The 13,950-nt window shown below is 67.0% G+C and carries 13 protein-coding genes; 9 read left to right on the top strand and 4 right to left on the bottom strand.

From position 1 onward, the window contains the following. The first annotated feature begins 31 nt into the window (after positions 1 to 31). Together AC1PZ7_RS02030 and AC1PZ7_RS02025 are read left to right on the top strand one after the other, a co-directional pair. A complete protein-coding gene (locus tag AC1PZ7_RS02030) occupies positions 32 to 1,915 on the top strand; it encodes a potassium transporter Kup (RefSeq protein ID WP_482357855.1) in 1,884 nt (627 codons plus the stop codon). A gap of 203 nt (positions 1,916 to 2,118) precedes the next feature. Further along, positions 2,119 to 3,201, top strand: coding sequence for a putative bifunctional lysylphosphatidylglycerol flippase/synthetase (locus AC1PZ7_RS02025; protein WP_482357854.1), 1,083 nt, complete (start codon positions 2,119 to 2,121; stop codon positions 3,199 to 3,201). Between the two features lie 27 nt (positions 3,202 to 3,228). Here AC1PZ7_RS02025 and AC1PZ7_RS02020 read toward each other — a convergent pair whose 3' ends face one another. Beyond that, positions 3,229 to 3,834: a hypothetical protein gene (locus AC1PZ7_RS02020; RefSeq protein WP_482357853.1), complete on the bottom strand. Its 606-nt coding sequence runs from the start codon at positions 3,832 to 3,834 to the stop codon at positions 3,229 to 3,231. A 22-nt stretch (positions 3,835 to 3,856) separates the two neighbouring features. Next, positions 3,857 to 4,945, bottom strand: a complete 1,089-nt coding sequence (ppk2, locus tag AC1PZ7_RS02015) for a polyphosphate kinase 2 (protein WP_482357852.1) — start codon at positions 4,943 to 4,945, stop codon at positions 3,857 to 3,859. 98 nt (positions 4,946 to 5,043) lie between these two features. On the opposite strand from ppk2, the gene AC1PZ7_RS02010 reads away from it, so the two are divergent. The 7 genes from AC1PZ7_RS02010 (at position 5,044) to phoB (ending at position 11,822) form a co-directional block, all read left to right on the top strand. Beyond that, positions 5,044 to 6,360, top strand: a complete 1,317-nt coding sequence (locus AC1PZ7_RS02010) for an ATP-binding protein (protein ID WP_482357851.1) — start codon at positions 5,044 to 5,046, stop codon at positions 6,358 to 6,360. 149 nt (positions 6,361 to 6,509) lie between these two features. Further along, entirely contained in the window at positions 6,510 to 7,553 is a 1,044-nt protein-coding gene (gene pstS / locus AC1PZ7_RS02005) for a phosphate ABC transporter substrate-binding protein PstS (protein ID WP_482357850.1), read from the top strand. A gap of 142 nt (positions 7,554 to 7,695) precedes the next feature. After that, positions 7,696 to 8,670: a phosphate ABC transporter permease subunit PstC gene (pstC, locus tag AC1PZ7_RS02000; protein ID WP_482357849.1), complete on the top strand. Its 975-nt coding sequence runs from the start codon at positions 7,696 to 7,698 to the stop codon at positions 8,668 to 8,670. 10 nt (positions 8,671 to 8,680) lie between these two features. Further along, positions 8,681 to 9,514 carry a phosphate ABC transporter permease PstA gene (gene pstA, locus AC1PZ7_RS01995; protein WP_482357848.1) on the top strand — a complete coding sequence of 278 codons (834 nt, stop codon included), beginning with the start codon at positions 8,681 to 8,683 and terminating at the stop codon, positions 9,512 to 9,514. A gap of 8 nt (positions 9,515 to 9,522) precedes the next feature. Beyond that, positions 9,523 to 10,344, top strand: a complete 822-nt coding sequence (pstB, locus tag AC1PZ7_RS01990; protein ID WP_482357847.1) for a phosphate ABC transporter ATP-binding protein PstB — start codon at positions 9,523 to 9,525, stop codon at positions 10,342 to 10,344. Positions 10,345 to 10,369: 25 nt separating this feature from the next. Next, positions 10,370 to 11,083 (top strand): phosphate signaling complex protein PhoU, encoded by a 714-nt coding sequence (phoU, locus tag AC1PZ7_RS01985; RefSeq protein ID WP_482357846.1) that lies wholly within the window; start codon positions 10,370 to 10,372, stop codon positions 11,081 to 11,083. 37 nt (positions 11,084 to 11,120) lie between these two features. Further along, positions 11,121 to 11,822, top strand: a complete 702-nt coding sequence (gene phoB / locus AC1PZ7_RS01980; protein WP_482357845.1) for a phosphate regulon transcriptional regulator PhoB — start codon at positions 11,121 to 11,123, stop codon at positions 11,820 to 11,822. Positions 11,823 to 11,875: 53 nt separating this feature from the next. Here the strand turns inward: phoB and AC1PZ7_RS01975 are convergent, their stop codons facing one another. Together AC1PZ7_RS01975 and AC1PZ7_RS01970 are read right to left on the bottom strand one after the other, a co-directional pair. Continuing rightward, a complete protein-coding gene (locus tag AC1PZ7_RS01975) occupies positions 11,876 to 12,955 on the bottom strand; it encodes a bifunctional transcriptional activator/DNA repair enzyme AdaA (RefSeq protein WP_482357844.1) in 1,080 nt (359 codons plus the stop codon). 120 nt (positions 12,956 to 13,075) lie between these two features. Beyond that, on the bottom strand, positions 13,076 to 13,840 hold the full coding sequence (locus AC1PZ7_RS01970; protein WP_482357843.1) for an SDR family oxidoreductase: 765 nt from the start codon (positions 13,838 to 13,840) through the stop codon (positions 13,076 to 13,078). Between the last annotated feature and the right edge of the window lie 110 nt (positions 13,841 to 13,950).

Genomic DNA, 13,950 nt, shown 5'->3' with positions numbered 1-13,950 from the left:
CGCGATGCCGTGCGGGGCGGCTGGGCGTGCCATGGCTGAGCACCGCGTCGCCGGCCGTCGGTCCCTGCCTTTCGCCGCCGAGATCGCCGCTCTCGGCGTGGTGTTCGGCGATATCGGAACCAGTCCGCTCTACGCCTTCAAACAGGGTATGCTGGCCGTCGGCGGCTCCGGCATCTCGGATGCCGACGTGCTCGGACTACTTTCGCTGATCACCTGGGCGGTCATCCTTTCCGTCACCATCAAATACGTCATGCTGGTGCTGCGGGCGGACAATGACGGGGAGGGCGGCATCCTCGCCCTGGTCACGCTGCTGGACCTGCACCGCTCGGCGACGGGCCGGCGGCTTTTCCTGCTCACCGCTGGACTGGTCGGCGCCGCCATGCTGATCGGCGACGGCGTGCTCACGCCCGCGATCTCGGTACTGTCCGCCATTGAGGGGCTCGAGGTCATCGCGCCGGCGCTGGACCATTGGATCGTTGCGGTGACGGTGCTGGTGATCCTGCTGGTCTTCATCTCGCAGCGCGCCGGCACCGAACGCATCGGCGCGTTTTACGGGCCGGTGATGCTGGTGTGGTTTCTCGCCCTCGGAGCCCTGGGGGTACACGGCATCGTGCAGGCGCCGCAGGTGCTCGTGGCGCTCGATCCGCGTCATGGCATAACTCTCCTGGCGGATCATCCGATGCTGTCGGGCGCCATTCTCGGGGCGACCTTCCTCGCCATCACCGGCGGCGAGGCGCTCTATGCCGATCTCGGCCATTTCGGCCGGCCGATCATCACCCGCGCCTGGCTCTTCGTCGCGATGCCGGCCCTGCTGCTCAACTATTACGGCCAGGGCGCCAACGTTCTGATCCACCGCGATTCCGTGCGCAACCCGTTCTACGACCTGTCGCCGGACGTCTTCGACGTGCCGTTGCTGATTCTGGCCGCCGCCGCCACGATCATCGCCTCGCAGGCCATCATCACCGGCGTCTTCTCGCTGGCCAAGCAGGCCATCGAGCTCGGCTATCTCCCGCCGATGCGCATCCGCTACACCAGCGAACGCAACGAGCAGCACATCTATGTCGGCCGGTTGAACTGGATCATGATGGTCGCCTGCGCCGCCATCGTCGTGTCCTTCGGCTCCTCCGACCGCCTCGCCTCGGCCTACGGCATCGCCGTCGCCATGGCGATGGTGGCGACGACCATCCTGTTCGTCGCCTATGTGCGGCGGAGCTGGCGCTGGCCGCTGCCGGCGCTGATCGGTCTTGCCGGCGGCCTCGCGCTGATTGATTTGTCCTTCGCTGCCGCCAATCTCACCAAGTTGCATGATGGCGGCTGGCTGCCGGTCACCATCGCCGGCATCGTGCTGGTCATCATGGTCTCCTGGCGGCGTGGGCTCGAAGGGCTCGGCATCCAGCAGCGGCGCTTCACCGAGCCGCTGGAAGAGTTCGTAGGACGGGGGCGGCCGGCCAACTGCGCCGTGAGCCCGCGCACCGCCATCTTCCTGTCGCGTGGCGGCGCCGTCACCCCGGTGGCGCTCGGGCGGCTGTCCGAACTGCTGAACGTGCAGTTCAACAAGGCGGTCATCGTCTCGGTATGGATCGCGTCGCGCCCACGCGTCCCGGTCGACGAGCGCGTGCGCGTCCTGCCACTCGACGCCGCCCATCTGCGCGTCGACGTGCGCTTCGGCTACATGCAGCAGATCGATGTGCCGGCGGTGCTGGGGCCGGCGCTCTATGCCCAGGGCGTCGATCCGGACGAGGCGGTCTACGTCATCGGCCATGAGCGCGTGATGCCGCCCGACGACATTCTCGGCGTGCGCGACGTCCTCTCCCACGTTTTCGCTTTCCTCGCCCGCAATGCCGAGCGATCGGTCGACCGTTTCGGCCTGCCGCGGCCGCGCACCATCGAGATCGGGTATCCGGTTCGGCTCTGAGCCGGCGGTGGCCGCATCACGCTCGCGCGAGCATCATCGGATCGTCACGCCACTGCCGCTAAGTGGCTTCAACAGGTCGCGCCTGTTCCCGCGCCGGTCGCCATGCGGTAATGGCCTGCTCGGAGCCGGAACAAGTTCCGAAACCCGTCCGGGTCTGCTAGGGCTGCCCGGAACGTTCCAAACATCAGGAGGACTGGCGCGCGATGAAGGGCCTGAAGCTGCTTCCCGGCTGGCTGCGCGAGCGCATCGGCTGGCATATGCTCGGTCTTGTCGCGAGCCTCGTCATCATCGGTTTTGCCGTCGTCGTCCTCTACGAGATGCTGCGCAACATCCGGCCGGCCGAGGTGCTGGACGCGCTCACCGATACCGATCCCTGGCGCATTGCGCTTGCCGCCCTGTTCGTGGCCGGCGCCTATTTCACGCTGACCTTCTATGACTGGTTCGCGCTACGCACGATCGGCAAGCCGCATGTGCCCTACCGTACCGCGGCGCTCGCCTCCTTCACCTCCTATGCCATCGGCCACAATGTCGGCTTCTCCGCCTTCACCGGCGGCACGGTGCGTTACCGCATCTATTCGGCGCATGGGCTCGGGGCGGTCGACGTCGCCAAGCTGTGCTTCATCACCGGCCTCACCTTCTGGCTCGGCAACATCGCCATTCTCGGCATCGGCATCACCATCGAGCCGTGGGCGGCGAGCGCGGTCGACCAGTTGCCGCCCTGGGTTAACCGGCTGATCGGCCTCGCACTACTCGCCGGTCTTGCCGGTTATGTCGTCTGGGTGGGGCTCAAGCCGCGTCGCATCGGCGTCGGCGAAGGGCACTGGGCGGTCACGCTTCCCGGCTCGAAACTCACGCTGCTGCAAATGGTGATCGGCGTCGTCGATCTGTCCTTCTGCGCCGCCGCCATGTACGTGCTGATGCCGCAGAGCCCCTTCATCGACCCGATCGCGCTCGGTGTCGTGTTCATTTCCGCGACGCTTCTGGGCTTCGCCAGCCACGCACCGGGCGGTCTCGGCGTGTTCGACGCGGCGATGCTGGTCGCGCTGCCGCAGTTCGGCAAGGAGCCGTTGCTCGGCGCGCTGCTGCTGCTGCGCCTGCTCTATTACGTGACGCCCTTCGCGCTGGCGCTCGTCATCATGGGCGCGCGCGAGCTGATCATCAGCCGCCGCCGCCTCAAGGCGACCAAGGGGATCTCGACCGATCCGCTGGCGGCGCTCCCGGTGATCGAGCCGGATGAGGCGGGCGAACGGCCGGCCGATACGCGGCGGCGTCGCGCGGCCGGCTAGAGCCGCTGGCGGATCTACGTTCGCCGCCTAGCGCAGGAGGCCGGGCAGCAGGCTGCGCACACCGGAGGGAAGCCTCGTCACCTTCACTCCCTTGGGCAGGGTGAACTGGGCCGGGTCCTGCGGTGCCCGCTCCAGCTCCGTGGCCTCGAAGAGCGTCACGGGCTTGCCCTCCAGCGTCGTCGCCGTCCTGAGCACGATGCCGTCCGCCGTGATGCAGCTTTCCACCGACGGGCTGACGGCCTTGACCTCGATCCGCCACAGGTCGCAGGCCTCGCCCACCACCTCGCCGGTGCCGGTGCGGGTGCCCTGCCGCCCGGAATCGGCAAAGGCGTAGCCCGGCGGCAGGTCCATCTCGACGGCGATGCCCTCCATGCCCGGCACGTCCATCAGCACGATCATGTCGCTTTCGCCGAGATTGATCAGGCTGGTCATGACGCCCGGGAAATTGGCGCTGCTGATGTCCATGCGCAGGCGCCCCTCATGATGGGCGACCTTCATCTCGATGCCCTGCGGAGCCTTCGCCCGCACGCGGTAATCGACCGACGGCGTCGGCAGCGGCTCGGCGGCAAGGCCGATCACGTCGAACGACATGCCGACGCCGAGCATCCACGCGGCGATATCAGAGCTGCGCATAGTACGGGCCTATGGTCATGTTTCAGGCGGACCGGCGTCCGAGGAAGACCCTTCCATCGAGCACGATGGCGGGGTCGGGTATGCCGACGAGCCTGTCGCTCCTGCCGTCGTACGGGATTTGGGCAAGGATTTGACGTATGACACCTAGTCGCGCCCTCATTTTGTCGTTGGCGAGCACGACGGTCCATGGCGCGGGCGCCTGGCTGGCGCCGATCATGGCGTCGCGGGCGGCCGAAATGGCATCCCAGCGCGCCGGGGCGGCGAGGTCGACCGGCGACAGCTTCCAGCGCTTCAGCGGATCCTTGTGACGGTCGAAGAGCCGCTTGAGCTGCATCTCGCGGCCGATGTCGAGCCAGATCTTGAACACCCGGATGCCGTCATCGACCAGCATCTTCTCGAAGGTCGGGACCTGTTCCAGGAAATGCGCCGTCTCGCCCGGTCGGCAGAAACCCATCACGGGTTCGACGACCGCCCGGTTGTACCATGAGCGGTCGAAGATCGCGATTTCGCCGCGGCGCGGCAGATGCGCGACATAGCGCTGGAAGTACCACTGCCCGGCCTCGGCGTCGCTTGGCTTGTCCAGGGCGACGAGACGCACGAAGCGCGGATTGAGATGCTGCACGAAGCGGTGGATCGTGCCGCCCTTGCCGGCGGCATCGCGCCCCTCGAAGACGATGACCACCCGCTCATGGGTTGCCTTCACCCATTCCTGCAGCTTGAGCAACTCGATCTGCAGCGCGTGCAGCTCCTTTTCGTACAGCTTGCGCTTGGGCCGGTCGCTATAGGGATAGCCGCCGCTGCGATAGGCGCGCGCGGCGATGATCGGGGAGAGTTCCGGCGCGTCCACGGCAAAGGCGGCGATGGCTGCGGCAACCTGTTCGTCGCCATATCCCGCCTTCTTCGGCACCGCCGGCTTGGGCGCTTTCGCCTTGGAGGCGGACGCCTTGGAAGTGGACGCCTTTGACGGCCCGGCCGTCGCGGCGGCGGCCTCCACGCTGACGGGCGTTTTCGCGGCGGATTTCCTGGAGGATCCGGCCGGCTTCTTCGTCATATGGAAGCCTCTTAGCTGTACCATAAGGAGAGACGTGCCGCCTCTCCTCGATTCGCGCATTCGGGACGGTCCCTGCCCGCGCGATCAGGAGATAGCATATCCACAGAAGCGGCCGGCGGGAAACGTCGGGTAAGAAGCGTCGGGCAGGAACGTCGGGCATGGCCCTGGGTGACTCAAGCCATTTGGCGGAAGATACGCTGCGCGAGCGTCTGGTCGGCGCGCGCTGGATTCTCGGCGCCGCGGCGCTGGGCCTCGGCGGTGCCGCCTGGGCGGGATCCATCGCGCCGGGCGCGGCCTTCCTGATCGGCGTCCTGGTGGCGGCGGGCGCCATGCTGCCGTCGCGCAAGCGACCGGTCGCCGCCGCACTGGCCCGCTTCAGCGGCGAGCCGAAGGCGCCGCCGCGCACCGAGGAGCGGTTGCTCGCGCTGGTGCGCGCGCTGCCGGAGGCGGCGCTGCTGCTCGACGCCCGCGGCACGGTTCTCACCGCCAACAGCGCCGCCGTCGGCCTGCTGGCCAGCGTGCGGGTGGGCGATCCGGTGTCGTTCGCGGTGCGCGTGCCGGAGGTGCTGGAAGCCATCCGCGCCTCGGTGGCCGACGGCGTCGCCCGCCGTATCGAGTTCGCCGAGCGCGTGCCGATCGACCGCTGGCTGCGCGCCGACATCGTGCCCATCCGGCCCGGCCTCATCCGCGAGGGCGCGCCGACCGAGGCGGTGCTGCTCGGCTTCGTCGATCTCACCCCGCAGCGGCGCGTCGAGCAGATGCGGGTCGACTTCATCGCCAATGCCAGCCACGAGCTGCGCACCCCGCTCGCCTCGCTGTCCGGCTTCATTGAGACGCTGCAGGGGCCAGCCCGTAACGATACCAACGCCCGCGAGCGCTTTCTCAAGATCATGAGCGAGCAGGCGCGCCGCATGTCGCGGCTGATCGACGATCTGCTCTCGCTCTCGCGCATCGAGCTCAACGCCCATCTGCGGCCGCAGTCGGAGGTCGACCTCCTGGCGGTCATCAGCCATGTGCGCGACGCGCTGGGTCCGCTGGGGCGCGAGCGCGGGGTGGAGATTCTGTTCGAGCACCCGGCACCTCCGGTCAATGTGCGCGGTGATCGCGACGAGCTCATCCGCGTCTTCGAGAACCTCATCGAGAACGCGCTGAAATATGGCGGGTCCGGCGGGCGGATCGAGGTCACGGTCGCGCGCGAGGGAGGCGATGCGGTCGTGTCGGTACGCGATTACGGGCCAGGCATCGAGCCGGAACATGTGCCGCGCCTCACCGAGCGCTTCTACCGCGTCGATACCGCCCATTCACGCGAGCAGGGCGGTACCGGGCTCGGCCTTGCCATTGTCAAGCACATCGTTGCGCGCCATCGTGGCAAGCTCGGCATAGAGAGCGCACCGGGCGAAGGCTCGACATTCTCGGTGCGACTTTCCACGTTGCCTGCGAACGAGAAGAAAACAGCAAATAAATCAATAACTTGAATTGTCATCAAGGCGTCATCTCAGGGTCATAGAACCTTGGTCGCCGGGCGTTAAGAGTCCCGTGTGACCTTAATCCACCCTCCGGCCAATCGCGCATTCGGGTGCGTCTTCCGCGATGCAGCCGGTCTCCCGACCTAAGGAGAAGACCCTTGAAATTCACTCATTTGCTCGGCGCCGCGGCGCTGTCGTTCGGCGCCGTCTTTTCGGGCGCCGCCTTCGCCGCCGACATCACCGGCGCCGGCGCCACGTTCCCGGCCCCGGTCTACCAGGCCTGGGCTGTCGCCTATAAGGAGAAGACCGGTACCGGCCTGAACTACCAGTCGATCGGCTCCGGTGCCGGCCAGACCCAGATTTTCAACCGCACCGTCGACTTCGGCGCCTCCGACGCGCCGGTCGCCAGTGACAAGCTCGCCGCGCAGAAGCTGCTGCAGTTTCCGGCCGTCATCGGTTCGGTCGTCGCCATCGTGAACCTCGACGGCGTCGCTGCCAACCAGGTCAAGCTGACCGGCCCGGTTCTCGCCGACATCTATCTCGGCAAGATCACCAAGTGGAACGACCCGAAGATCGTCGAGCTCAACAAGGGCTCGCAGCTTCCCGACCTCGCCATCGTTCCGGTCTACCGTTCGGACGGGTCGGGCACGACCTATGTCTTCGCGACCTACCTCTCGGCGGTGAGCGCGGAGTGGAAGTCGAACGTCGGTGCCGCGACCTCGGTTCAGTGGCCGGCGGGCGCGGGCGGCAAGGGCAATGAAGGCGTTGCCGGCACCGTCAAGAACACCAAGGGCGCGATCGGCTACGTCGAGTATATCTACGCCTCCTCGAACAATCTGATCACCACCGAGCTGCAGAACAAGGCCGGCAAGTTCGTCGCGCCGACCGTTCCCGCCTTCCAGGCGGCTGCCGCCAATGCCGATTGGGCCGGTGCCAAGGACTTCGCCGCGTCGATGATCGACACCCCCGGCGAAACCACCTGGCCGATCACCTCGGCGACCTTCATCCTGCTGCCGAAGGAGCCGAAGTCGGGCCCGCAGGCGGCCGAGGTCATCAAGTTCTTCGACTGGGCGTTCAAGGATGGCGGCGCCATCGCCGAGAAGCTGCACTACATCCCGCTTCCCGAGAACGTCGCCAACCGCGTCCGCGAGGCCTGGAAGACGGAAGTGAAGGCCGAAGGCAAGCCGGTCTGGTCGCACTGACATCACTGAATACAGGGGAGGGATGCGTGCATCCCTCCCTTTCGTCTTTGCCGGACGCGACGCGTCCGCGCCCATTGCATGATATCTTCCCGGCCACTTTCAAGGCCGCCGTTTCCGTCTGTTCCTGAGGGACCTTTCGCACATGGACGCCACATTGAGCGGCACCGCTGATCCGGCACTGGTTTCTGAGCGCAAGCCGGCCGGGCGCGTCAGCGACCCAGTCTTCGTGGGAATACTCTGGGGCAGCGGCATTCTCGTTCTGGTGCTGCTCGGCCTCATCATCGCCATGCTGTTCGAGGGTGGGCTTCCCGCCTTGCGGGAGTTTGGCATCAACTTCCTCTGGTCGACGACCTGGAACCCGGTGACCGAGAAGTTCGGCGCCGGCGTCATGGTGTTCGGCACCATCTTCAGCGCCGTCATCGCCGTCGTGATCGCGCTGCCGCTGTCCTTCGGCATCGGCTTTTTCCTGACCGAGATCGCGCCGGGCGCCCTGCGCCGGCCGATCGGCGTGGCGATCCAGCTGCTCGCAGCCATTCCCTCGATCATCTACGGCATGTGGGGCTTCTTCGTCGTCGTGCCGCTGATGGCCGCCTATGTGCAGCCGCCGCTGATCGACTGGCTGGGCCCGCTCCCCTTCATCGGCGCGTTGTTCCAGGGCCCGCCGCTCGGCGCCGGCATGCTCACCGCCGGCCTGATCATGGCGATCATGATCCTGCCCTTCATCACCGCGATGTTCGTCGAGGTGCTGGAATCGGTGCCGCCGATGATCAAGGAATCCGCCTACGGCGTTGGCGCCACCACCTATGAGGTCTACCGCAACGTCTCGGTGCCCTATGGCCGCACCGCCATGGTCGGCGCGGTGATGCTCGGCCTCGGCCGTGCGCTCGGCGAGACCATGGCCGTGACCTTCGTCATCGGCAACGCCACCCGCATGTCGGCCTCGCTCTTCGCACCAGGCTCGACCATCGCCTCGACCATCGCCAACGAGTTTCCCGAGGCCGCGCCCGGCTCGCTGAAGCTGCAGTCGCTGCTCGAGCTCGGCTTCATCCTGTTCGTGATTTCGTTCATCGTGCTCGCGCTGTCGCGCCTTCTCGTTCGCTCTAAGCTGAAGGGCTGAGGAAGCTTACATGTCATCGCTCGTCCGCCGCCGCGCGACCGACTACACAGTCAAGGTCATCAGCACGCTCTTCGCCGTGCTGGCCCTGCTCCTGCTGGCCTGGATCCTCTGGACCCTGGTGATCCGCGGCCTGCCCGCGCTCGGCCCGCACGTGTTCACCCGCATCACCCTTCCGCCCGGGCAGGAGGGCGGTCTTCTCAACGCGATCGTCGGCTCGCTGATCCAGATCGGCATCGCTCTCGTGGTCGGCACGCCCATCGGCCTGATGTGCGGCACCTTCCTCGCCGAGAACGGCCGCGGCACGCAGGTCGGCAACGCGGTTCGCTTCGTCAACGACGTGCTGCTCTCCGCGCCGTCGATCCTCATCGGCCTGTTTGTCTACCAGATCCTCGTCATGCCCTTTGGCGGGTTCTCCGGCTGGGCCGGCGCGGTGGCGCTCGCCATCATCATCATCCCGGTCGTCGTGCGCACCACCGAGGACATGCTCAACCTCGTGCCGATCGGCCTGCGCGAGGCGGCGTTCGCGCTCGGCGCGCCGCAGTGGAAGGTCGTCACCTTCGTGACCTGGAGAGCGGCACGCGCGGGCATCGTCACTGGCATCCTGCTGGCGGTCGCCCGCGCCGCCGGCGAGACGGCGCCGCTGCTGTTCACCTCGCTCGGCAACAATAGTTGGTCGCTCGACATGAACAGCCCCATGGCCAGCCTGCCGATCGCCATCTACCAGTACGCCGCCAGCCCCTTCGACGACTGGGTGGCTCTGGCCTGGGCGGGCGCCCTCATCATCACCGTCGGGGTTCTGACCCTGAACATCCTTTCCCGCCTCGTCCTGGCGAAGATGAAGTGAGACGGACCATGAACTTCGCACCCGAAACGTCGATCGACATCGCCTCCGCCGTCAATCGCGCCACCGCGCCGTCGGCCGAGTCCAAGCTCAAGGTCGAGAAGCTCAACTTCTATTACGGCGACAACCATGCGCTGAAGAACATCAACTTCGACATTCCCGAGAAGCGCGTCACCGCGATGATCGGGCCGTCGGGCTGCGGCAAGTCCACGCTGCTGCGCATCTTCAACCGCATGTACCAGCTCTATCCGGGCCAGCGCGCGGAAGGGAAGATCCTGTTCGACGGCGCCGACCTGCTGAGCAAGGATCTGGATTCCACCGTGGTGCGCTCGCGCATCGGCATGGTGTTCCAGAAGCCGACGCCGTTCCCGATGTCGATCTACGACAACATCGCCTTCGGCGTGAAGCTGCACGAGCGCCTCAACAAGGCGCAGATGGACGAGCGCGTGGAATGGTGCCTGCGCAAGGCGGCGATCTGGGAGGAGACCAAGGACCGTCTCCACACCTCGGCGCTCGGCATGTCCGGCGGCCAGCAGCAGCGCCTGTGCATCGCCCGCACCATCGCGGTGCGTCCGGAAGTGATCCTGCTCGACGAGCCGACCTCGGCGCTCGATCCGATTTCGACCTCGAAGATCGAGGATCTGATCGACGAGCTGAAGCAGGAATTCACCATCGTCATCGTCACGCACAACATGCAGCAGGCGGCGCGCTGTGCCGACATCACCTCGTTCTTCTATCTCGGCGAACTGATCGAGGTCGCCGCGTCGAACGAGATCTTCACCAACCCGCGCGAAGCCCGCACCCGCGACTACATCACCGGCCGCTTCGGCTGAACGCACGACGAGAGAGGCCTGACCCATGACCGAACATATCGTCTCGTCGTTCGACACCGACCTGAAGGAACTCGGCCGCCGCGTGGTCGAGATGGGCGGACAGTCCGAACGCCTTGTCGCCGACTCCGTGCAGGCGCTTGTCAAGCGCGACAGCGAGCTCGCCCAGAAGGTGATCGTGCTCGACGGTCCGGTCGATCTGTTGCAGCGGGAGATCGAGGAGAAGGCGGTGCTCATCATCGCCCGCCGCCAGCCGCTGGCCGGCGACCTGCGCGAGATCGTCGCCGCCATGCGCATCGCCAACGATCTGGAGCGCATCGGCGACCTCGCCAAGAACACCGCCAAGCGCGTCCTCGCCCTCACCGGCGAGTTCCATCCGCAGAAGCTGGTGCGCGGCGTGGAGCACATGTCGACCATCGTGCTCGAGCAGCTCAAGATGGTGCTCGATTCCTACGCGAGCCGCGACGAGACCCGTGCCTTGGAAGTCTGGCAGCGCGATGGCGAGGTCGACGTGCTCTACACCTCGCTGTTCCGCGAACTCCTCACCTACATGATGGAGGACCCGCGCAACATCTCGCTGTGCACGCACCTGCTGTTCTGCGCCAAGAACATCGAGCGCATCGGCGACCACGCCACCAACATTGCCGAGACGATCCACTATCTCGTCACCGGTCAGCTCCTGACGGAGGAACGGCCGAAGCAGGACACCAGCAGCCTGACCAGCGTGGCGTTCCCGGCCTGAGGCCCCCGGTGCCCCACGAACGATCGGGAACCAGACCATGCCGACCAATATTCTGATCGTGGAGGATGAGGAGCCCCTCACCCTCCTGCTGCGCTACAATCTCGAATCCGAGGGATATGCGGTCGAGAGCGTCGGGCGCGGCGACGAGGCCGAGACCCGGCTGCGCGAAAGCGTCCCGGATCTGCTGATCCTCGACTGGATGCTGCCGGGGCTCTCCGGCATCGAGCTGTGCCGGCGCCTGCGCGCGCGCCCCGACACGGAGCGCATGCCGATCCTCATGCTCACCGCGCGCGGTGAGGAGACCGAGCGGGTGCGCGGCCTCGCCACCGGCGCGGATGACTATGTCGTCAAGCCCTTCTCGGTTCCCGAACTGGTGGCGCGGGTGCGGGCGCTGCTGCGCCGGGCCAAGCCCGAGCACATCTCGACCCTGCTGCGCGCCGGCGACATCGAGCTCGACCGCGAGACCAAGCGGGTGCACCGCGCCGGCCGCGAGCTGCATCTCGGCCCCACCGAGTTCCGCCTGCTGGAATTTCTCATGCAGTCGCCGGGACGGGTCTATTCGCGCGAGCAGCTGCTCGACGGCGTGTGGGGACAGGACGTCTATATCGACGAGCGGACGGTCGACGTGCATGTCGGACGCCTGCGCAAGGCACTCAACCGGGCGCGTCAGCCGGACCCGATCCGCACCGTGCGCGGCTCCGGCTACTCGTTCAACGAGATGTTCGCCCGGGCGCACTGACGGGCCGTCCAAGCTGCGCATCGGCCGGGATGATGCGGGGGGGTGGCGTCGCATCACCCCGTCGCGGCGACCCTGTCGCGACCCTGCCGGTACTGCTGCTCGATCTCCAGAAGCCGCTGCTTGCGCCAGAGCCCGCCGCCATAGCCGGTCAGCGAGCCGTCCGCGCCGATGACGCGGTGGCAGGGGATCACCAGCGCGATCTGGTTGGCGCCGTTCGCCCGGGCGACGGCGCGGATCGCCGAGGGCTGCCCCATCCGGCGGGCGATTTCCGAATAGCTCACCGTCGCGCCGGGTGGAATCTGCCGCAGCTCGGACCAGACGGCGCGCGTGAACGCGCTGCCGTCGAGTGCCAGCGGCGTCCGGAAGGCGGCCGACGTACCGGCGAAGAAGTCGGCGAGCTCGGCGCGGATCTGCTCGGTGGGGGCGTAACCGCCGATTCCGAGATCGCCGCGCGCCCGCTTCCGCAGCCGCGCGATCTCGGCCGGCAAACCCTTGCGCTCGATGAATTCCAGCAGGTGCAGATGGGAGGCGCTGCAGATGGCGATCATGTCGCCAAGCGGCGTGCTGATCCAGTCGGCCAGCAGCGTGCCATGCCCGGCGATGTCGCCCGGCGCGCAGCCCATGAGCCGGGCGAAGGCGGCGCGGAAGGCGCTCGCCGACTGGAAGCCGGCGTCGTGCTGCGCGGTGATGACCTTGCCGCCGTCCGAGAGCGTCTCGAAGCCCTCTCTCAGCCGCCGGTGCCGCGCCATTTCGAGGAAGGTCATGCCGAATTGCCGCTTGAAGCTGCGTCGCACCGTCGACAGGTCGAACCCCATCCGTGCGACATGGTCCTCGCTCCAGCGGCGCGCGGGATGCTCATCGAGCGCGGCGAGCAGTGCCCCGATCGCCGGGTCGGCGCTCGCCGCGGGCTGCAGCGGATGGCAGCGCCGGCAGGGGCGGAAGCCGGCCTCGATGCACTCGCCGACCGTCGCGACGAAGGTGCAGTTCTCCGGCCTCGGCTTGCGCGCGGGGCAGGTCATCCGGCAGAAGATGCCGGTGGAGGCGACGCAGACATAAGCGCGGCCCTCATAGCCTTCGTCGCGGTCGAGAAGGGCGCGGTAGAGCGTCTCGTGATCGGGCAGATCGAACAGCATGGGCAAAATCTAGCATCGCCCGGATGGTGTGCCGCCGCAAATCGGGCGGTTATTTCCTCGCGCGGCATTGCCGCGCGACCTGGCTGCAGAGCGTACCGCCCGGGCGCCGTCCGTCACGGCTCAGGTACGGGTGATCGACAATCCGCCATCGACCAGATGCGCCGTGCCGGACACGAAGGACGCATCGTCCGAGGCGAGATAAAGCACTGAGCGGGCGATCTCCTCGGGCTGGCTGACACGCTTCAGCGCGTGCAGTCCGACGAGGAAGGCCTGTCCGGCCGCGTCGGGATTGCGTTCGCGGAACATCGGCGTGTCGACCGCGCCCGGAAGGATCGCGTTCACCCGCACGCCCTGCGGCCCGTATTCGGCGGCGAGCGCCTGCGTCAGGCCGATCAGGCCGGATTTCGACGCGGCATAGGCGGCGGTGCCGGGGAAGGCGACGGTGTAGCCGACGAAGGTGGAGGTGAAGATCACCGAGCCACCGCCATTCCTGAGCATCTGCGCGATCTGCTGCTGGGCGCCGTAGAAGGCGCCGGTCAGGTTGATCGCCAGCGCATCGTTCCAACCGGCCGCCGAGACATCGACACTGTCGCCGCCTTCACCGAGCGTGCCGGCATTGTTGAACGCAATGTCGAGCCGACCGTAGCGCTCGGTCGCCAACGCTACCAGCGCCTTGGCATAGTCCTGCGAGCGCACGTCGCCAGCCAGCGCCGTCGCTTCGCCGCCGGCAGCAGCAATCTCGGCGACCAGCGTGTCGAGTTCATCCTTGCGGCGGGCTCCGACCACAACCTTCGCGCCCTCGGCGGCGAACAGAAGCGCCGTTGCGCGACCGATGCCGGAGCTGGCACCTGTGACGATAGCCACCTTCGCGTTGAGACGTTGCATGAGATTTCCCCGTGATCGATGTCGCCGGCCGATCCGCGCCGGCCCGTTTTCGTCACAGAGTATGGCCCGTGTCTCCCGTTCGGATTAGTATGCCGATGGTGAACTTCGTG

The sequence above is a fragment of the Ancylobacter sp. TW_SC_1 genome, assembly GCF_056836805.1.
Note: the sequence above shows the minus strand (reverse complement) of the source record. Positions and strands in the feature narration are given on the sequence as shown.

What these genes read in the sequence shown, in the direction of transcription:
- phoU (WP_482357846.1), top strand. Translation starts at nt 10,370, where the DNA reads ATGACCGAACATATCGTCTCGTCGTTCGACACCGACCTGAAGGAACTC.
- AC1PZ7_RS02010 (WP_482357851.1), top strand. Translation starts at nt 5,044, where the DNA reads ATGGCCCTGGGTGACTCAAGCCATTTGGCGGAAGATACGCTGCGCGAG.
- phoB (WP_482357845.1), top strand. Translation starts at nt 11,121, where the DNA reads ATGCCGACCAATATTCTGATCGTGGAGGATGAGGAGCCCCTCACCCTC.
- AC1PZ7_RS01975 (WP_482357844.1), bottom strand. Translation starts at nt 12,955, where the DNA reads ATGCTGTTCGATCTGCCCGATCACGAGACGCTCTACCGCGCCCTTCTC.
- AC1PZ7_RS02025 (WP_482357854.1), top strand. Translation starts at nt 2,119, where the DNA reads ATGAAGGGCCTGAAGCTGCTTCCCGGCTGGCTGCGCGAGCGCATCGGC.
- ppk2 (WP_482357852.1), bottom strand. Translation starts at nt 4,945, where the DNA reads ATGCGCGAATCGAGGAGAGGCGGCACGTCTCTCCTTATGGTACAGCTA.
- pstC (WP_482357849.1), top strand. Translation starts at nt 7,696, where the DNA reads ATGGACGCCACATTGAGCGGCACCGCTGATCCGGCACTGGTTTCTGAG.
- AC1PZ7_RS01970 (WP_482357843.1), bottom strand. Translation starts at nt 13,840, where the DNA reads ATGCAACGTCTCAACGCGAAGGTGGCTATCGTCACAGGTGCCAGCTCC.
- pstB (WP_482357847.1), top strand. Translation starts at nt 9,523, where the DNA reads ATGAACTTCGCACCCGAAACGTCGATCGACATCGCCTCCGCCGTCAAT.
- AC1PZ7_RS02020 (WP_482357853.1), bottom strand. Translation starts at nt 3,834, where the DNA reads ATGCGCAGCTCTGATATCGCCGCGTGGATGCTCGGCGTCGGCATGTCG.
- pstA (WP_482357848.1), top strand. Translation starts at nt 8,681, where the DNA reads ATGTCATCGCTCGTCCGCCGCCGCGCGACCGACTACACAGTCAAGGTC.
- AC1PZ7_RS02030 (WP_482357855.1), top strand. Translation starts at nt 32, where the DNA reads ATGGCTGAGCACCGCGTCGCCGGCCGTCGGTCCCTGCCTTTCGCCGCC.